General features: G+C 50.5%; 14 protein-coding genes. 8 read left to right on the forward strand and 6 right to left on the reverse strand.

What is annotated here, in order from left to right; all coding sequences use genetic code 11:
• The first annotated feature begins 165 nt into the window (after positions 1–165).
• Complete coding sequence (locus tag EA26_RS03990) at positions 166–1,725, forward strand: AbgT family transporter (RefSeq protein WP_039424368.1); 1,560 nt, start codon at positions 166–168, stop codon at positions 1,723–1,725.
• 45 nt (positions 1,726–1,770) lie between these two features.
• On the opposite strand, the gene fghA is transcribed toward EA26_RS03990, so the two are convergent.
• Together fghA and EA26_RS04000 are read right to left on the reverse strand one after the other, a co-directional pair.
• A complete protein-coding gene (fghA, locus tag EA26_RS03995) occupies positions 1,771–2,619 on the reverse strand; it encodes an S-formylglutathione hydrolase (RefSeq protein ID WP_039424371.1) in 849 nt (282 codons plus the stop codon).
• Between the two features lie 108 nt (positions 2,620–2,727).
• The gene (locus EA26_RS04000; RefSeq protein WP_039424373.1) at positions 2,728–3,858 is read right to left on the reverse strand and encodes an S-(hydroxymethyl)glutathione dehydrogenase/class III alcohol dehydrogenase; all 1,131 of its coding nucleotides are present in this window, start codon (positions 3,856–3,858) and stop codon (positions 2,728–2,730) included.
• 155 nt (positions 3,859–4,013) lie between these two features.
• Between EA26_RS04000 and EA26_RS04005 the strand changes: the two genes are divergently transcribed.
• Positions 4,014–4,901, forward strand: coding sequence for a LysR substrate-binding domain-containing protein (locus tag EA26_RS04005; RefSeq protein WP_020328114.1), 888 nt, complete (start codon positions 4,014–4,016; stop codon positions 4,899–4,901).
• A gap of 26 nt (positions 4,902–4,927) precedes the next feature.
• Positions 4,928–5,467, forward strand: coding sequence for a tRNA adenosine(34) deaminase TadA (gene tadA / locus EA26_RS04010; protein WP_039424380.1), 540 nt, complete (start codon positions 4,928–4,930; stop codon positions 5,465–5,467).
• Between the two features lie 442 nt (positions 5,468–5,909).
• Here tadA and mltF read toward each other — a convergent pair whose 3' ends face one another.
• Positions 5,910–7,496, reverse strand: coding sequence for a membrane-bound lytic murein transglycosylase MltF (gene mltF / locus EA26_RS04015; protein WP_039424383.1), 1,587 nt, complete (start codon positions 7,494–7,496; stop codon positions 5,910–5,912).
• Positions 7,497–7,791: 295 nt separating this feature from the next.
• On the opposite strand from mltF, the gene purL reads away from it, so the two are divergent.
• Together purL and EA26_RS04025 are read left to right on the forward strand one after the other, a co-directional pair.
• Positions 7,792–11,700 carry a phosphoribosylformylglycinamidine synthase gene (gene purL, locus EA26_RS04020; RefSeq protein ID WP_039424386.1) on the forward strand — a complete coding sequence of 1,303 codons (3,909 nt, stop codon included), beginning with the start codon at positions 7,792–7,794 and terminating at the stop codon, positions 11,698–11,700.
• A 158-nt stretch (positions 11,701–11,858) separates the two neighbouring features.
• Positions 11,859–12,176: a DUF3622 domain-containing protein gene (locus tag EA26_RS04025; protein ID WP_039424389.1), complete on the forward strand. Its 318-nt coding sequence runs from the start codon at positions 11,859–11,861 to the stop codon at positions 12,174–12,176.
• Positions 12,177–12,256: 80 nt separating this feature from the next.
• On the opposite strand, the gene EA26_RS04030 is transcribed toward EA26_RS04025, so the two are convergent.
• The 3 genes from EA26_RS04030 to EA26_RS04040 all read right to left on the reverse strand — a co-directional run bounded on the left by EA26_RS04030 (position 12,257) and on the right by EA26_RS04040 (position 15,514).
• The gene (locus EA26_RS04030; protein ID WP_052079188.1) at positions 12,257–12,724 is read right to left on the reverse strand and encodes a hypothetical protein; all 468 of its coding nucleotides are present in this window, start codon (positions 12,722–12,724) and stop codon (positions 12,257–12,259) included.
• 113 nt (positions 12,725–12,837) lie between these two features.
• Positions 12,838–13,896 carry a succinylglutamate desuccinylase/aspartoacylase family protein gene (locus EA26_RS04035; RefSeq protein ID WP_039424393.1) on the reverse strand — a complete coding sequence of 353 codons (1,059 nt, stop codon included), beginning with the start codon at positions 13,894–13,896 and terminating at the stop codon, positions 12,838–12,840.
• Positions 13,897–14,041: 145 nt separating this feature from the next.
• Positions 14,042–15,514, reverse strand: coding sequence for an aminoacyl-histidine dipeptidase (locus tag EA26_RS04040; RefSeq protein WP_039424396.1), 1,473 nt, complete (start codon positions 15,512–15,514; stop codon positions 14,042–14,044).
• A gap of 453 nt (positions 15,515–15,967) precedes the next feature.
• On the opposite strand from EA26_RS04040, the gene vcdP reads away from it, so the two are divergent.
• From vcdP to gpt, 3 genes are all read left to right on the forward strand, one after another.
• Positions 15,968–16,057, forward strand: a complete 90-nt coding sequence (gene vcdP / locus EA26_RS22660) for a small protein VcdP (protein WP_483368912.1) — start codon at positions 15,968–15,970, stop codon at positions 16,055–16,057.
• Positions 16,058–16,532: 475 nt separating this feature from the next.
• Positions 16,533–17,822 (forward strand): NCS2 family permease, encoded by a 1,290-nt coding sequence (locus EA26_RS04045; RefSeq protein ID WP_039424399.1) that lies wholly within the window; start codon positions 16,533–16,535, stop codon positions 17,820–17,822.
• 142 nt (positions 17,823–17,964) lie between these two features.
• Complete coding sequence (gene gpt, locus EA26_RS04050) at positions 17,965–18,429, forward strand: xanthine phosphoribosyltransferase (RefSeq protein WP_039424401.1); 465 nt, start codon at positions 17,965–17,967, stop codon at positions 18,427–18,429.
• The last annotated feature ends 55 nt before the right edge of the window (positions 18,430–18,484 follow it).

Below are 18,484 nucleotides of genomic sequence, written 5' to 3' on the forward strand. Positions count from 1 at the left end.
GTTTTTGCCGATCGCATTTTTTGCAAAATATGTCTCCGAATATGGAAAAGTGACGGAATCTTGTGCTTTTGATTTGCGCTTTCAATAGAATATGACGTTGAAAAAAGGCGAAGACGATAAGTTATATTCGCCTGACACAGCAACATCATTGATTATGGAGTTACCATGAGTAACCAAGCAGTAAATCAAGCACCATCTCCGAAGCCGAGCGGAATGGATCGTTTTCTAAACTTTATCGAGCGGGCGGGGAACAAAATTCCAGATCCCGCTATTTTGTTCTTCTGGGCATTAATCATCACGTGGGCCGCGTCTGCTCTGTTGTCGAATGTGACGTTTGACATTCCTAACCCACGCACCGGTGAAGCACTTGCGATTAACAACCTTCTGACTGGCGAATCTTTAGCAAGCTTCCTCGCAAACATGGTGAAAACTTTCACAGGCTTTGCACCACTTGGCATTGTGTTGGTGGCGATGCTGGGGGTCGGCGTTGCCGACTCTTCGGGTTTTATCACCACGGGCCTGAAGAAAATGCTCAACTTCACCCCTGCGAAACTGCTCACGCCGATGCTGATTCTGGTGGCGATTGTGTCGCACACGGCGGCCGATGCGGGTTATGTGTTGGTGATTCCGCTGGGCGGTATCATTTTCCACGCAGCGGGCCGACACCCTCTGGCGGGGATTGCGGCGGCGTTTGCTGGCGTATCCGGTGGCTTTTCTGCCAACTTTATTCCTTCTGGTATCGATCCTCTGTTGGCTGGCTTTACTCAGACCGCTGCGCAAGTGCTTGATCCTCAATACGTGGTTAACCCTCTGGCGAATATTTTCTTCACTGGTCTCTCCTCAGTACTTATCGTTGCGATTGGCTGGTATGTGACCGAGAAAATTATTGAACCCCGTTTGCAGCAAATGCCTGTAGACGTGGATGCTGAAGAAGCGCCTGATCTCGGTTCGTTCACTGACATCGAGTCGAAAGCTTTCCGTTACGCGGGCTGGGCGATGTTGGTTGGCATTGCGCTTTTAGTGGTGGCGTTGCTGCCAGAGAACTCGGCTCTGCGCTCTCCAGAAGGGGAAATCACCGCGTTTTCTGCGCCGATCATGAAATCGATTGTGCCACTGATCTTTATCCTATTTATTATTCCGGGCTATGTGTACGGCAAAGTGTCGGGTACATTTAAAACCAGCAATGACATCATCAAAGCGATGGCGGATACCATGTCGACCATGGGCGCCTATATCGTCATGTCGTTCTTCTGCGCTCAGTTTCTTGCTGCGTTTGCACAATCCAATTTGGGTACCATGCTGGCGCTTTACGGCGCAGAAGGGCTTAAAGCGATGAACTTGCCCGGTGAAGCGACCATCGTTGGCATGATCTTGTTAACCGCTGCGGTTAACTTGTTGATCGGCTCTGCGTCTGCCAAATGGGCGTTGATCGGCCCTATCCTAGTGCCAATGCTGATGGCGGTGGGGATTTCTCCTGAGCTGTCTCAGGCGGCTTACCGTGTGGGCGATTCTGTATCTAACATCATTTCACCGTTGATGGTGTTCTTCCCGCTGGTGGTGGTGTACTGCCAACGTTATGTGAAAGCGACGGGGATCGGCACACTGGCGTCACTGATGATGCCATTCTCGATTGCGATGCTGATTGGTTGGACGTTGTTCCTGCTTGCTTACTGGGCATTGGGCATTCCGCTTGGTATTCAGGCACCGTACACCTACAGCATGTAAATAAAAGAATAGCCCGCGACAGCGGGCTTTTTCATATCCGTGCCGTTAGTCGGCTTTGAGGTATTTCGCGTGAAACGCCAAATGATCGGCAATAAAGCTTTGGATAAAGAAGTAGCTGTGGTCATAACCAGGATGCATTCTCAGCGTGATATCAATATCCCTCTCTTTAGCGACGCTCATCAGTGTTTCCGGCTGGAGCTGCTCTTGCAGGAAGCTATCCGCTTCGCCCTGATCAATCAGTATGGGGGTGCGCACCAAGTGCGATTTAAACAGTTCGACCGCGTCGTAGTGTACCCAGACCGATTTATCGTCGCCCAGATAATGGCGAAACGCTTTCTGACCCCATGGCACTGCCATCGGATGGCAGATTGGGCTGAAGGCAGAAATTGAGGTGTAGTGGTTCTGGTTTTTCGCACCAATGGTCAATGCGCCGTGGCCGCCCATACTGTGGCCGGAAATCGCCTTACGTGTGCTGACCGGAAAATGTGTTTCGATAAGCGCTGGTAATTCATCAACGATGTAACTGTACATCTGATAGTTGGCTTTCCATGGCTCCTGTGTCGCATTGAGGTAGAAACCAGCACCCAAGCCGAAATCGTACGCACCGTCGGGATCATCCGGTACGTGCTCGCCACGGGGGCTGGTGTCCGGTGCGACAATCGCAATGCCCAGTTCGGCCGCTTTTTGAAACGCGGCGGCTTTTTGCATGAAGTTTTCATCGGTGCAGGTTAGCCCGGACAACCAGTACAATACGGGGACTGGTGTGCCCGCGGTGGCTTGAGGCGGCAGATAAATCGCAAAGCGCATGTCGCAGCTCAACACGTCCGAATGATGCTGATACTGTTTGTGCCAGCCATCAAACACTTTGGCCTGAGTAAGATTGGTTAAACTCATGGTGACTCCTTTGACGAGGTATTGCCTGCCCAGACAATGTTGCAGCTTTGCTGGCTGCAACATTCTATTATCCGGTCAGCATCGCCCGTCATTGCTGAGGGTTGGCGATTATTTGAAATGAATCACCGAGCGAATACTTTCACCCGAATGCATCAGCTCAAACGCTTCGTTGATCTCGTCGAGCGGCATGGTGTGAGTAATGAACTCCTGCAGACCAAATTCACCCGCCAGATACTGTTCAACAATACCCGGCAGTTGTGAACGACCTTTCACGCCGCCAAATGCGCTGCCGCGCCATACTCGGCCAGTCACCAACTGGAATGGACGGGTAGAGATTTCCTGACCTGCGCCCGCAACACCAATGATGACGGATTCGCCCCAACCTTTGTGACAGCATTCCAGCGCCTGGCGCATCACGTTCACGTTGCCGATACATTCAAACGAGAAGTCGACGCCGCCGTCAGTCATCTCGATGATGACGTCCTGAATCGGCTTATCGAATTTCTGTGGGTTGATGCAATTGGTCGCACCCAGTTGTTTCGCCAGTTCGAATTTCTTCTCATTGATATCGATACCAATAATGCGGCTCGCGCCAACCATTCGAGCGCCGATGATCGCGGACAAGCCGATACCACCCAGACCAAAGATGGCAACGGTGTCGCCTTTTTTCACTTTGGCGGTATTCATGACTGCGCCCATACCCGTGGTCACGCCACAACCCAGCAGACAGATCTCTTCCAGTGGTGCTTCTTTGTTGACTTTCGCTAACGAGATTTCTGGCAGCACGGTGTATTCAGAGAAGGTTGAACAGCCCATGTAGTGGAAAATGGGTTCGCCATCTTTGTAGAAACGCGTCGTGCCGTCTGGCATCAAGCCTTTGCCCTGAGTGGCACGCACAGCGCTACACAGGTTGGTTTTGCCTGATTTACAGAACTTACATTCGCCACATTCGGCGGTGTAGAGGGGAATGACGTGATCGCCCACTTCCACGCTGGTGACGCCTTCGCCAACCATTTCAACGATACCGCCGCCTTCATGGCCGAGGATTGCCGGGAATACGCCTTCAGGATCATCACCAGACAGGGTAAACGCGTCCGTGTGGCAAACGCCCGATGCGACGATACGCACCAGCACTTCGCCTTTACGTGGCAGCATAACGTCCACTTCTTCCATCTTCAGTGGCTGATTTGGGCCCCAGGCAACCGCGGCACGAGATTTAATGAATTTGTCTTGAGACATGGAGTGATTCCTTTTCATACATTGCAATCGAGTGGCTGGCGCGGCTAAACGCCCAACCAAGATTGTCAGTATAGTCCTTTCATTTGGCGGTATAATTGGGTCAAAATGAGAATAACTTTTACGGCATTGTAATAATAAGCAACGGATAAGGTGAAATGGCGAGTTGGGAAGGGGTGAGTGAATTTGTTGCCGTCGCAGAGACAGGCAGTTTTACTCAGGCAGCAAAACGCTTGGTGACCTCGGTGGCGAATGTCAGCCGAAGGATTGCGTTGCTGGAAGAGCGGTTGGGGGTCAAGTTGCTGCTGCGCACGACGCGCAAAGTCTCGCTCACCGAGGCTGGTCAGGTGTATTACCAGCAATGCCGTGCATTGCTGGAGGGGCTGGAGCAGGCTGAGCTGACGGTGACCCAGATGCAACAAACGCCGAGAGGTAAACTGAAAGTGACGGCACCAGTTACCTACGGCGAACAGAAAATTGCGCCGTTGCTGAACGATTTCTTGCTGCAGCATCCGAAGTTGGAGTTGGAATTGGTTCTGACCAACCAGAAACTGGATTTGATTGAGCAGGGCGTGGATGTCGCGGTGCGTCTTGGTCAGTTGGACGATTCCAGCTTTATTGCCCGCCGCCTGAGCAATCGCCATTTGTATGTCTGTGCGACGCCGGATTATCTTGCCCAATGTGGCACGCCGCACACTCTGTCTGAACTGACTAAACACAGTTGTCTGGTCGGGACATACGATCACTGGCGTTTCAAAGAAAATCAGCAGTCGCGCTCGATTCGTGTCAAAGGACGCCTCAGTTGCAGCAGCGGCGTCGTGTTGCTGGATGCGGTGCTCAAAGGTATGGGGCTGGCGCAACTGCCGGATTATTACGTCGAAGAGCATCTGCTTTCGGGCCGTTTGGTCGAAGTGCTGCCAAGCTATCGTGATGACCGGGAAGGGGTCTGGGCACTTTATCCGCAAAACCGCCATTTATCGCCGAAAGTGCGTTTGCTGGTGGATTATCTGGCGCAGCATTTATCTGCACCGGCGATGCCGCTATAATTGCGCCCCCAACAGATGAGGTTTCCATGACAGATACAGCCGCCACTTTTACCCCTGAAGATGAACATTTCATGCGCCGAGCGATGGAACTTGCCCAGCAGGCTGAAGCGGAAGGTGAAGTGCCCGTCGGTGCGTTGCTGGTCAAAGATGGCGAGATCATTGCGGAAGGATGGAACCGTTCCATTGGTGCCTGCGATGCCACTGCGCACGCTGAAATTCAGGTGCTGCGCAAAGCGGGCGAGACGCTGCATAACTATCGTCTGCTCGATACCACCTTGTATGTGACGCTTGAACCGTGTCCGATGTGTGCGGGCGCCTTGCTGCACAGCCGTGTTAAACGGATTGTTTTTGGTGCGCCGGATCTCAAAGCCGGTGCGGCAGGCACGGTGATGGATCTGTTCAGCAGTCAGGCGGCGTATCACTATGCCACGGTGGAAAAGGGGTTGTTGGAAGAGGAATGCCGCCAGCAACTGCAGGCGTTTTTCCAACGTCGGCGCAAAGAGATCAAAGCGCAGAAAGAGGCGGCAAAGCGCGATGCTGGGCAAGATGATGGCGCGACTAACTAACGAGAAGAGAGACAAGCGGGCAAACATCTACCGAGCGTAGATGTTTGCGAATGATTAAGCGTGATTGACAAGATGAACGAAAATGCGGTTACGTGCGCTAATTTTTCTTTTAGTGTTGGCTAATTTACGTTTGCGGCGGTTAGCGGCAACGGTTTTATTTAGGCGTTTTGATTGGACACGACGTCTCAACATCACGACCTCCTGCTTACGACAAAAAATCCCCATCAGCTCTGCTTACTCCCATCACTGGGAGTGAAGAAACGAAGCAGTTAGGTGAATGGGAACGGTTGACTGAGAACTCAAGCGCAGTGTGCGCTAAAGTCGCCTCTACTGGCTAATAAGGCGCGTTCAGTGACAACGCGCCAGTAAATAGCGAATGGGCGATTTTAGAGAAATCCTTCCCCAAAAATCAATCCACGGAGAGAAAAATCCTCGGCAGAAACTACTTTTCTGCCGAGACAGATGAGAGCTCGGCCTCATCCGAGGGCTCAGATGCGACATCCGATATCTCATCGGCGGTGAGTAACTCTTCGCCTTCAAGCGGTGGGATAACCAATATTTCCCCGTCATCATTGGCTTGTAAATAAGATCGTTGCCCCACATGACCGATGATCGACTGATAGTAGCGGCGAATGTTTTCCACGTAATTTCTCGCCTCATCACCACGGGCAAAGCCGTAGCGGGTTTGGCTAAAATATTTCTTCTGCCTTAGCAGTGGCAATCTCTCTTTGACATCGCCCCAAGAGTCGGGGTTAGCGCCCTGTTTTTTGGTCAAACGGCGCGCGTCCATCATGTGGCCGAAGCCAACATTGTAAGAGGCCAAGGCAAACCAAATTTTCTCATGCTGGGGAATCGACTCTGGCACTCGCGAAACAATACGGCGCAGATACTCAACACCACCTTTGATCGATTGTTCCGGATCAAGGCGATTTCTCACCCCAACACTTTTCGCCGTAGGTAGGGTCAACATCATCATGCCGCGCACACCCGTTGGCGATTTAGCCAGCGGGTTCCAATGGGACTCTTGATAAGCCAATGCAGCGATCAAACGCCAGTCAAATTCCGCTGAATACTGTTCAAACAGCGGTGCCCATTTCGGTAAGCGGCTGTCGAGCGCACGAATAAAGGCTCGTGTGTCGACGTAATCAAAGGAACCGATGTGGCCGATGTACTTTTCTTCCAGACGCGCCAGCTCCCCCGATTGGTTCACATCGCCAAAGAACTCGATCAACATGGCGTACAGCGATTCATCTGGCGAACGGCGCACAAACCAAGAGACAGGTTGATCTTCCGTCAGCTCAAAAGCCAGAGCAAGGTCTGGATACAAACGCTGGGCAAGAGAGAGCTCAACCGAATCGGTTACGGTAAAACGCAGTTCACCTTGCGAAACCTTTTTCAGCAGATCGTTGGTGTCAGCGTTGGAGATCACTTGGAAGGCAAGCTCGGGGTAATCCTTCTGCAATCTTCTGAGCGTAGAAGCGTACTGAGATTGTTTAACCACTTGCAACGTGGCGGCAGCGGCGTCATTGATGCTGTCATCGCCTTGCGCTTCGCTGCTGTCATTCTGTTGTTTTTCTGATTGGTAGCTAATGAGCTGCTCAAGATTGCGCGGACGTAAATCGCCATTCTTGTACACCACTTGTTGGCTGACGTAGTAATACGCAGGTCCCGGGCGAAACTGGTTAACGGCATTTTTGCTTTGGCTCAATCCGGTTGCGATCAGGTCAATATCACCACGCTTGAGCATTGGAAACAGCTCGGCTTGGCGGTAAGCGGGTTTGATTTCCAAACGCACGCCAAGTTGATCAGCAAATTGACGGGCCAGTTCATAATCTAAACCGGCTTGACCATCGGGGCCGATGTAATAAGAGAGCTGGTTATTGAGCGTTCCCACGCGCAGTACGCCGCGTTGTTTGATCTGATCCAGCTCGCTGGCGGGTTTTGACTCTATCTGACAGGCAGAGAGCATCAGCACGGCGGCCGAGAGTAGAAGATAGTGGCGGATTCTGGCGAACGGGATTAAGCGCATTAACGATATTCTCAAGAAGCAATTGGTCCCTTTATATCAAAGCTCGCTGCACTGGCAAAGTAAAAGCCTGATTTCTCATCGCCGATGTTCAAGCGACAGAACATTTTGCCTGTATTGCCAGTTTGACAAAAAAAATGACGCAAACGGTTGCTTTTGCTGTTACATCACAAAAATAAATCCATTATAATGCGCCCGCAAAGGAGAGGTGGAATCGGCATAAGTTCGCAAGTTTTTCATTAAGTTTTTGAATTTATTCCAATATCACCTTAATCAATTGCATAAGAGACCTAAGCACATGAGAATTTTGCGTGGCTCCCCAGCTCTTTCTGAGTTTCGTGTTAACAAACTACTGGAACTTTGTCGTGAACAAGCCCTGCCTGTGAGCGGTATTTACGCTGAGTTCATGCACTTTGCCGACCTCAAAACCGAGTTAGATGCTCAGGAACTGGAAAAGTTAGAGAAGCTGCTGACTTACGGTCCAACCATTCAAGAACACGAGCCACAGGGTTTACTCCTGCTGGTGACGCCTCGTCCGGGCACTATTTCTCCTTGGTCTTCTAAAGCAACCGACATTGCGCACAACTGTGGTCTGGCGTCGATCAAACGTCTGGAACGCGGTACGGCGTACTACGTTGAGAGCGAAGTGGCGCTGACGCAAGAGCAGGTAGCCACTCTGCAAGCCTTGCTGCACGATCGCATGATGGAGGTGGTGTTTGCGGAACTCGATGCGGCACAAGCGCTGTTCAGTGTGGCAGAACCCGCGCCAATGACTCAGGTGGATATCCTCTCTGGTGGTCGTGTTGCGCTAGAAGAAGCCAACGTTTCCCTTGGCCTGGCACTGGCTGAAGATGAAATTGATTACTTGGTGGAGAACTTCATCAAGCTGGGTCGTAACCCGAATGACATCGAGCTGATGATGTTTGCTCAGGCCAATTCTGAGCATTGTCGTCACAAAATTTTCAATGCGGATTGGACGATCGATGGTGTCGAGCAGGACAAATCGCTGTTCAAGATGATCAAGAACACCTTCGAAACCACGCCGGATCACGTGCTGTCTGCCTACAAAGACAACGCAGCGGTAATGACCGGTTCGAAAGTCGGCCGTTTCTTCCCGGATCCGGACTCACGTCAATACACTTACCACCACGAAGACGCCCACATTCTGATGAAAGTGGAAACGCACAACCACCCAACGGCAATTTCGCCTTGGCCAGGTGCGTCAACCGGTAGCGGCGGTGAAATTCGTGATGAAGGCGCAACCGGTATCGGCGGTAAGCCAAAAGCGGGTCTGGTGGGCTTTACGGTCTCGAACCTGCGCATCCCTGACTTCGTTCAGCCTTGGGAAAGTGATTTTGGTAAACCAAGCCGCATCGTGAGCGCGCTGGATATCATGATCGAAGGTCCTCTGGGCGGCGCGGCATTCAACAACGAATTTGGTCGTCCCAACCTGCTGGGTTACTTCCGTACTTATGAAGAGAAAGTCACCTCACACGCGGGTGAAGAGATCCGTGGTTACCACAAGCCAATCATGATTGCTGGCGGTATGGGTAACATTCGTGACGAACACGTACAGAAAAAAGAGATCCCGGTTGGCGCGAAACTGATCGTGCTGGGCGGTCCGGCGATGAACATCGGTCTGGGCGGCGGCGCAGCGTCTTCCATGGCGTCGGGTCAGTCGGCAGAAGATTTGGATTTTGCTTCAGTACAACGTGAAAACCCAGAGATGGAACGTCGTTGTCAGGAAGTGATCGACCGCTGCTGGCAGCTGGGCGATGCGAACCCAATCGCGTTTATCCACGATGTGGGCGCGGGCGGTATCTCGAACGCACTGCCAGAGCTGGTTAACGATGGCGATCGTGGCGGTAAATTCCAGCTGCGTGACGTGCCAAACGATGAACCGGGCATGAGCCCGCTGGAAATCTGGTGTAACGAATCGCAAGAGCGTTATGTGCTGGCGGTTGCGCCGGAGAACATGGAGACGTTTGATGCCATCTGTAAGCGTGAGCGCGCACCTTATGCCGTGGTGGGCGTGGCGACGGAAGAGCGTCATCTGACTCTGGAAGACAGCCACTTCGATAACATGCCAATCGACATGCCGATGGACATTCTGCTTGGCAAGCCGCCGAAAATGCACCGTGAAGCGACCACGCTGAAAGTGACCAGCCCGGCGATTGACCGCAGCGGTATCGAACTCAATGAAGCTGTGGATCGCGTGCTGCGTCTGCCGGCCGTGGCTGAGAAAACCTTCCTGATCACCATCGGTGACCGCACTGTAACGGGGCTGGTGGCTCGTGACCAGATGGTTGGTCCTTGGCAGGTGCCAGTAGCCAACTGCGCGGTAACGGCAGCAAGCTACGACACTTACCACGGTGAAGCTATGTCTATGGGTGAGCGCACTCCTGTCGCTCTGCTTGACTTCGGCGCATCGGCGCGCCTGGCGGTGGGTGAGTCTCTGACCAATATCGCGGCGACGGATATCGGCGATATCAAACACATCAAACTGTCAGCGAACTGGATGTCTCCAGCCGGTCATCCGGGTGAAGATGCGGGTCTGTACGAAGCGGTGAAAGCTGTGGGTGAAGAGCTGTGTCCGGCGCTGGGTCTGACCATTCCGGTTGGTAAAGACTCGATGTCGATGAAGACCAAGTGGAACGAGAACGGCGAAAACAAAGAAGTAACCTCACCATTGTCACTGATCATCACCGCGTTTGCGCGTGTGGAAGATGTGCGTAAAACCATTACTCCTCAGCTGCGTACCGACAAAGGCGAGACTTCACTTGTTCTTGTTGACCTTGGCAACGGTAAGAACCGCCTAGGTGCTACGGCGCTGGCTCAGGTTTACAAGCAATTGGGTGACAAGCCAGCGGATGTGGATAACGCCGAGCAACTGAAAGGTTTCTTCGATGCGATGCAAACTCTGGTTCGCCAAGACAAATTACTTGCGTACCACGATAAAGGCGACGGCGGTCTGTTTGTCACGCTGGCTGAAATGGCGTTCGCGGGTCACTGTGGTGTGAAAGCCAATATTGAAACCATGGGTGACGACGTGCTGGCTGCGCTATTCAACGAAGAGTTGGGTGCGGTAATGCAGGTCAAGAACGATGAACTGAATGCGGTATTGGCCACGCTGGCGGCTAATGGTCTGGCGGATTGTTCACACGTTATCGGTGAAGTTGACGCATCAGACCATTTCGTTATCACCTCAGGTGATGAGATTCTGCTTGAGCGCTCCCGCACTGAACTGCGCACCATCTGGGCCGAGACCACGCACAAGATGCAAGCAATGCGCGACAACCCCGCGTGTGCTGATCAAGAATTTGCAGCGAAAAAAGACAACTCAGATCCAGGTCTGAACGTGTCATTGAGCTTTGATGTCAACCAAGATGTGGCGGCACCGTACATCGCTGCTTCGATGATCAACACAGGCGCGAAGCCTAAGATGGCGATTTTGCGTGAGCAGGGCGTGAACTCACACGTTGAAATGGCGGCAGCCTTTGACCGTGCGGGCTTTGACGCAGTCGATATTCACATGAGCGACATTCTGACTGGTCAAGCGGTGCTGGATGAGTACCAAGGTCTGGTTGCGTGTGGTGGCTTCTCCTACGGTGACGTGCTGGGCGCGGGTGAAGGTTGGGCGAAATCGGTGCTGTTCAATGCGCAGGCTCGCGAACAGTTCGAGCAGTTTTTCAACCGTCAGGACACTTTCTCGCTAGGTGTGTGTAACGGCTGTCAAATGCTGTCTAACCTGAAAGATTTGATCCCAGGAGCAGACTTGTGGCCACGTTTCGTGCGCAACGAATCGGAGCGTTTTGAAGCGCGCTTTAGTCTGGTTGAAGTGCAGAAGTCGGATTCTGTGTTCTTCGATGGCATGGCAGGCTCTCGTATGCCGATTGCGGTCTCTCACGGTGAAGGTCGCGTGGAAGTTCGCGATGAAGCTCACCTCAGCGCGATTGAGCAATCAGGCACGGTTGCCGTGCGTTTCGTGGATAACTTCGGTAACCCGACGCAGCAGTACCCGAACAACCCGAACGGCTCGCCAAATGCGATTACCGGTCTGACAACCAAAGACGGCCGTGTCACCATCATGATGCCGCACCCAGAGCGTGTCTTCCGCACGGTGGCGAACTCATGGCACCCAGATAACTGGGGTGAAAATGGGGCTTGGATGCGTATGTTCCAAAACGCGCGTAAGAATCTCGGTTAATCGCCGGTAACAGTACCTTATCTCTTCAACCGCTAGGGCTTTGCTCTGGCGGTTTTTTTATCCAGTGATGGATAGCCAACCTCTTTTATTTGTGCTCTAATACCGCGCTTGCCAAGGGATGGCGTTGATCCCTTAATACTCCCTTAGGAAACTTTCAAATGTCGAAAAACAAAAAATTTGCTATCCGCGTAACTGAAAAACGTGAAGGTTGGGCGGCAGAGATCACTCGTCAAGTGACATCTCGTAAGACAGTTGTCTCCAAGCGCCAGATGGGTTTTGAAAGTGAAGCGCTGGCTCAAGCTTGGGCGGAAAAAGAGCTGGCGGAGTTCGTTCAGAACCAAGTTGTCCGTAACGAGCGCAAAAGCCAAATGCGTAAGGAACGTGAAGCGGAAGCGCTAAGCGCGAAGATTCGTAAAGCTGAACTGCGCCGCACACGTGACGCCGAGATGGATGACGAAGAAGAAGACGAAGCGTAAGCTAACGCTCTCTGACCAAACAGAAAAGCCCTGATTCGTCGTCAGGGCTTTTTTCTTTTCATCTTTTGGCGTTGCCGTTTTTATTCGAAGCAATCGGATGAAATCGATAGGCTGAGTGAACCGTCCTCTTTCGTCACATACGGTGGTTTTTTACCCCATGTCCCAGATGGTACAAGCGTTTGCTGATAAATCTGTCTGCTCTTATGCTTTGGTAGATCAATATGTTGCAAGCCATCCGACAGATCGTTGGCTTCACCGTAATCGAAATCTACGTGAGAAGTGGCGTTTTCTTTTTGTGACAAAATGCACTTGGCTCGGTTTTGTACACCGTCTATTTGCCATTCAACTTGAGCGGGGCGCGCATCCAGATCTAAGTCCGTTGGCGCTGTTTGAGCTAAAAGGTCAGTATCGTTGTTTCGTCGTTGAACGGTGAACTGTTCTTGTAGGTACTGGGCTATTTCGCCACTTGGCCCTCCAGCAGAGTGCGCGAAAAGAGAGGGGCTCAGCAACACAGCGCTGAGCGAGAGATAAAAACGTTTAGGTAGCATTGAATCAGAATCGACACTGGAAATAACATCCAAACATCATAAAAACGAATTAAACGCTGTTCAATTATGGTTTTGTATTGATTTGTATGGCCCCAGTAAAAACCGGGACGATCTTACAATGGGATCTGCCCGGTGGTGATGGTGTCAGTGTCGGCGTCGACCAACTCTTCAATATAGCTTTCAACCACTTGTTCTACTGAGTCATCGTCTTGACGGAAGTAGGCAATATGGAAGATGGCATCGCCTTCATTCACCAGAGGTAGCGTTTGTTGGCCAATCACAATCCCACCTTTAGGCGCCAATAGCTCAACTTCATCATGACCAAGGGGAGAGCTGATGTAGGCGAGAGTTTCTCCTTTCTCTACCTTGGCACCGAGATTGACCACAGTGCGCAGAATGCCGTTGCCCGAAGCGCGTACCCAACTGGTTGATTTGGCAATCACCGGATCAGGGAAGCGTTTACGGCTGGCGCGCAGCATGCCAATGGACTGCATCACCCGTTTGACACCATGCACACCGGCGCTGATAGAAAGCGGATCAAAACGCAGCGCTTCACCCGCTTCATAGGTTAAAACCGGAATTTGACACTTTTCTGCTTCCGAGCGAAGGGAGCCATCGCGCAGCGCAGAATCAACGATCACGGGGGCTGCAAAAACTTTGGCGATCTTCAATGTCTCGGGGTTGCTGAGATTGGCACGGATCTGCGGCAGGTTGGTGCGGTGAATCGCCCCTGTGTGCAGATCGATAATATAGTCCGCTCTTAGCGCTATATTGTTGAAAAAGGTATGAGCCATACGTGATGCCAGCGCCCCTTTTTCGCTGCCCGGAAAACAGCGATTAAGATCGCGCCTGTCTGGTAAATAGCGTGATTTGTGAATGAAACCAAAGACGTTGACGATCGGCACGGCAATTACAGTGCCACGGATTTTTTGTGGATCTAAGCTGTTGATGAGCTGGCGAACAATTTCCACCCCATTGAGTTCGTCGCCGTGAATGGCCGCGTTGACCATGATAACCGGTCCCGCATAGCGGCCGTTGATCACTTCAATCGGAATCGACAGCGGTGAGTGCGTGTAGAGCTGAGCGGCATCTAACTCGATCTCTTCTCTCTGCCCAGGTTTGATTTTGTGCCCCAAAATCTCAAATATCTTATTTTTCTTATTGCGAACCATAGTACTTCCTGCCTTTACTATCATTGCGACTTTATCAATTGGCAAAGTTATACACCATTCTGTCTTATTGAGGGTACGACAAAAAGCGTTGATGAAATAAAGAGGGCTCCCACAGGAGCCCTAAGAAAGTTGCTAGCAAGTTGTCTTACGCTTTTTCTGGAATCGCTTCTAATAATGCAACCATTTGATCCCAGTAAAGTTGGACGGTATCAATCTTCACTTTCTCATCGGGTGAGTGAGGGAACTTAATCGTTGGGCCGAAAGAAACCATGTCCATGTGAGGGTAAGGCTTTTTAAACAGACCACATTCCAGACCTGCGTGGATCACCATGATATTCGGCTTGTGACCGTAAATGCCTTGGTACATGTCGCGGAAAATCGCCATGATTTCAGAATCGGCGTCTGGCTTCCAACCTGGGTAAGCGCCAGAAAGCTCAATACGCGCTCCGGCAAGCTCTGCCACTGATTTCAGCATGCTTTCTACTTGAGTACGGCCAGAATCGATCAGTGAGCGAACCAGACACAACACGCTTACTTTATTCTCTTCGGTTTTGATCACACCGACATTGAGCGATGTTTCAACCACACCTTCAATCTCATCACTCATGCGCATTACGCCATTTGGGCAAGCGTTGAGTGCGGCAATCAAACGCTGTTGATCGGCCATCAGCAAGACTCGCGCGTCGCTGGATGCTTCTTGATTAAAGGTCACCAAATTGGTTTCCACTTTACCGAGCTCAGATTTGAGCAGCTCAGTGTAAAACTCAAACAGTTCTGCCAGTTTGTTGAGGTTTTCCTCAGGTAGCGCAACAGTGACAAAAGCCTCGCGAGGGATGGCATTTCTCAAGCTACCACCACGGAACTCAATCAAACGCATGTCGAGTTCATTGGCATGGCCAGCTAAAAAGCGCGCCATCAGTTTGTTGGCGTTGCCACGACCTGTGTGAATATCACAGCCTGAGTGGCCGCCTTTGAGCCCTTTAAGAATAAGCTGACGGGCGACATAACCTTGTGGTAGCGCTTCACGTTGGATATCAAACAACAGCTCTGCATTAATGCCACCCGCACAGCCCATGTAGACTTCGCCTTCTTGCTCTGAGTCGGTGTTGAGTAGAATCTCACCTTCCAACCAACCTGCTTCAAGGCCAAATGCGCCAGTCATGCCCGCTTCTTCATCAATGGTCAGCAGCACTTCAAGTGGGCCGTGTTTGATCTCGCTTGATGCCAGTACAGCAAGGCAAGAGGCCATGCCGATGCCGTTATCTGCGCTAAGCGTGGTGCCTTTTGCGGTTACCCATTCACCATCGATGTATGGCTGGATAGGATCGCGGGTAAAGTCATGATCGGTGTCTTCATTCTTCTGTGGAACCATATCGATGTGCGCTTGTAGCACAACACCTTTTTTGTTTTCCATACCCGCGGTGGCTGGTTTTTTAATAAATACGTTGCCCGTTGGATCACGGCGAACCTCTAACCCTTGCTCCGTTGCCCAAGTCACTATGTACTGCGCGAGCGCTTCTTCATGTTTAGATGGATGAGGGATAGAACAAATTTTGTCGAAAAACTGCCAAAGGGGAGCGGGGGACAGACTACTGATTTCAGAATGGAATTCAGACACGGATGACTCCTTTACATATTATTTGCCAGATGGCGTACTGCAGCAGACCGATTTCTGCGCATAAATGCCGAGTCTGCTGATAATAAATCAGCAGCAAGCATACCACTAGCAGAGTATGGCGAGTAGTTGCGTTGACGATGCGCTTACAACGAGAGTGTCACATTCTGTGAACGTTCACTTGCTTATTTGTGTACGTTTCTCGGCTTCCTTTCGTTATGCAAAGTGCTGAATGATATTTTTGTAATTTAATTACGTTAAAAAATTGATGCCAGTCAATAAATGAAATTTATGTGATAAGGGTCACTAAAAAACTTGTAATAAAATTTCTTGGTGGTATATTTATAACCAACTTCTTAAGCGAAGAAAGAAATGCTCAAAGGATGAGTCCGTTTTATCGCCTCCAAGGAACCGAGAAATCAAACGTGTCTTATTGATTTAGTAAAGGTGATAGTTATGAAAGGTTTAGCTTCTGCAATGTTTTGGTCCAACCACTCGGTTTACACCAGCAACTTTGCTTACCCAACAAGCTTTGGTTACAAATAATCCAGTTAACCAACGGCATGTGACCCTGAACAGTTTGTTCACCCCTATAAATTGGAATTTTCTTTCAGTAATAGTGCTGACATGATTCTACCGCCACTCTTGTTGAGTGGCGTTTTTTTATGTCTGCATTTTCTCCCACGTCGATTTCTCCTCTATGTATTTTATTGACTGCATTTGGTCTGTTTGACCGCATTTTTGTAATGCAAAAACGGCAAAGCGGTCGATTTATTTATTGAAAGTTTATGACATTGTCGATTTTTTCCACAGCGCAATTCTTAAAGCTGTTGTTTTTTCTTATTGTTTTATAAAGAAAAATATCATTACCTATCGTTTGGCTTACTTTTTTCTGTTTTTGAAGCCAGTGAAATCTCGATTCGAGTAAAAAATCTATCTGGAATTTGTTATTTGATAACTTTATAATCGGCAGCCAATCGATTACGCAACCGTTTACTTTTTACCCTTACAGGATTCGATTATGCTCGAAAGGCTATTTAAACTCAGTGAAAATGGCACCAATGTGCGCACTGAGATCATCGCAGGTGTGACCACCTTTTTAACGATGGCTTACATCATTTTTGTTAACCCAGCGATTCTTGCCGATGCAGGAATGGATCGTGGAGCGGTATTCGTTGCAACCTGTCTTGCTGCGGCGATTGGTTGTTTCATTATGGGCCTGTGGGCGAATTATCCGATCGCGCAAGCGCCAGGTATGGGTCTAAATGCCTTCTTTACCTACGCGGTAGTGTTAGGGATGGGCTACACTTGGCAAGTTGCGCTGGCGGCGGTGTTTGTCTCTGGTGTGCTGTTCATCTTGCTAAGCATCTTTAAGATCCGTGAGTGGATCATCAACTCCATTCCACATGCACTGAGAACGGGTATCTCTGCGGGTATCGGTCTATTTCTTGCCTTTATCGCGCTCAAGAATGCGGGCATTGTCGTTGATAACCCAGCCACCTTGGTGTCAATTGGCCACATTACTTCGCTGGCTCCGGTTTTGGCGGCTATCGGTTTCTTCCTTACTATCGCTTTGGTGCATCGCGGTGTCAAAGGCGCAGTAATGATCGCTATTCTTGCGGTAACCGGATTAGGTCTGGTTTTTGGCGACGTGCAATGGGCGGGTGTGATGTCAACGCCGCCAAGTATTGCTCCGACTTTCTTACAGCTAGATTTCTCCGCGGTATTTGAAGTGGGCATGATTTCGGTGGTGTTTGCTTTCCTTTTCGTTGACCTGTTTGATACTGCTGGCACCTTAGTCGGCGTTGCAACTAAAGCGGAACTGATCAAAGAAGACGGCAAAATCCCTCGTCTAAACAAAGCACTGCTTGCGGACTCGACGGCAACTTCGGTTGGTGCTCTGTTGGGTACTTCCAATACAACCTCTTACATTGAGAGTGTGGCTGGTGTAGCGGCAGGTGGTCGTACTGGTTTGACTGCGGTCGTGGTGGGCGTTTTATTCCTGCTGGCACTGTTCTTCTCTCCTCTTGCTGGCATGATCCCAGCTTACGCTACCTCGGGTGCTCTTTTCTATGTAGCGATCTTGATGCTTTCGGGCCTAGTGAGCATTGATTGGCGCGACCTCACCGAAGCAGCGCCAGTGGTAGTAACCTGCCTGCTCATGCCTTTAACGTTCTCTATCGCAGAAGGCATTTCGCTTGGATTTATCGCTTACGCGGCCATTAAGCTGTTCAGTGGTAAAGGGCGTGATGTCTCTTTGAGTGTATGGGTGATGGCGGCGATCTTTATCGTTAAGTATCTTTTCGCTTAATAGCTTTTGCTGCTGCGCTCCGGTAGAATAATCGTTTGCGCAGCTCGAAACCCAGACATTCTATTACTTTTCGGGCTCTCATCATTATGAGAGCCCGAAATCCGTTTGGGGCAACAGATTTTCAAATAATTAGGTTATTACAATGAGCAACAAATTCGTTATTACTTGGGATGCCATGCAAACTTACTGCCGCAAACTGGCCGAGCAACAAATGCCAGCAGAGCAGTGGAAAGGTATCTGGGCCGTGAGTCGCGGTGGTTTAGTTCCTGGTGCTATCTTGGCACGTGAGTTGGGTATTCGCTACGTCGACACGATTTGCATCTCTAGCTACGATCATGATCACCAGCGTGACATGACCGTCATCAAAGCGCCAGAAGGCGATGGTGAAGGCTATTTGATCGTTGAAGATTTGGTCGATAGCGGTGATACAGCGCGTAAGTTGCGTGAAATGTATCCAAAAGCGAAATTGATTGCTGTGTGTGCCAAGCCATCAGGTAAAGCGCTGCTCGATGATTACGTTGTTGATATTGCACAAGATACATGGATTGAACAACCTTGGGATATGGCGCTCTCGTATGCAGAGCCAGTCAATCGCAAGCAAAAGTAAAACCGTTGTCAAAGCGTAAAAAAATGGCCCTTGCATGGGCCATTTTTTTTATTGC

The organism is Vibrio navarrensis (assembly GCF_000764325.1).
GTDB classification, from domain to species: Bacteria; Pseudomonadota; Gammaproteobacteria; order Enterobacterales; family Vibrionaceae; genus Vibrio; species Vibrio navarrensis.

Excerpts from the sequence above, each read along its gene's own strand:
- EA26_RS03990 (WP_039424368.1), top strand. The coding sequence starts at position 166 with ATGAGTAACCAAGCAGTAAATCAAGCACCATCTCCGAAGCCGAGCGGA.
- fghA (WP_039424371.1), bottom strand. The coding sequence starts at position 2,619 with ATGAGTTTAACCAATCTTACTCAGGCCAAAGTGTTTGATGGCTGGCAC.
- EA26_RS04000 (WP_039424373.1), bottom strand. The coding sequence starts at position 3,858 with ATGTCTCAAGACAAATTCATTAAATCTCGTGCCGCGGTTGCCTGGGGC.
- EA26_RS04005 (WP_020328114.1), top strand. The coding sequence starts at position 4,014 with ATGGCGAGTTGGGAAGGGGTGAGTGAATTTGTTGCCGTCGCAGAGACA.
- tadA (WP_039424380.1), top strand. The coding sequence starts at position 4,928 with ATGACAGATACAGCCGCCACTTTTACCCCTGAAGATGAACATTTCATG.
- mltF (WP_039424383.1), bottom strand. The coding sequence starts at position 7,496 with ATGCGCTTAATCCCGTTCGCCAGAATCCGCCACTATCTTCTACTCTCG.
- purL (WP_039424386.1), top strand. The coding sequence starts at position 7,792 with ATGAGAATTTTGCGTGGCTCCCCAGCTCTTTCTGAGTTTCGTGTTAAC.
- EA26_RS04025 (WP_039424389.1), top strand. The coding sequence starts at position 11,859 with ATGTCGAAAAACAAAAAATTTGCTATCCGCGTAACTGAAAAACGTGAA.
- EA26_RS04030 (WP_052079188.1), bottom strand. The coding sequence starts at position 12,724 with ATGCTACCTAAACGTTTTTATCTCTCGCTCAGCGCTGTGTTGCTGAGC.
- EA26_RS04035 (WP_039424393.1), bottom strand. The coding sequence starts at position 13,896 with ATGGTTCGCAATAAGAAAAATAAGATATTTGAGATTTTGGGGCACAAA.
- vcdP (WP_483368912.1), top strand. The coding sequence starts at position 15,968 with ATGAAAGGTTTAGCTTCTGCAATGTTTTGGTCCAACCACTCGGTTTAC.
- EA26_RS04045 (WP_039424399.1), top strand. The coding sequence starts at position 16,533 with ATGCTCGAAAGGCTATTTAAACTCAGTGAAAATGGCACCAATGTGCGC.
- gpt (WP_039424401.1), top strand. The coding sequence starts at position 17,965 with ATGAGCAACAAATTCGTTATTACTTGGGATGCCATGCAAACTTACTGC.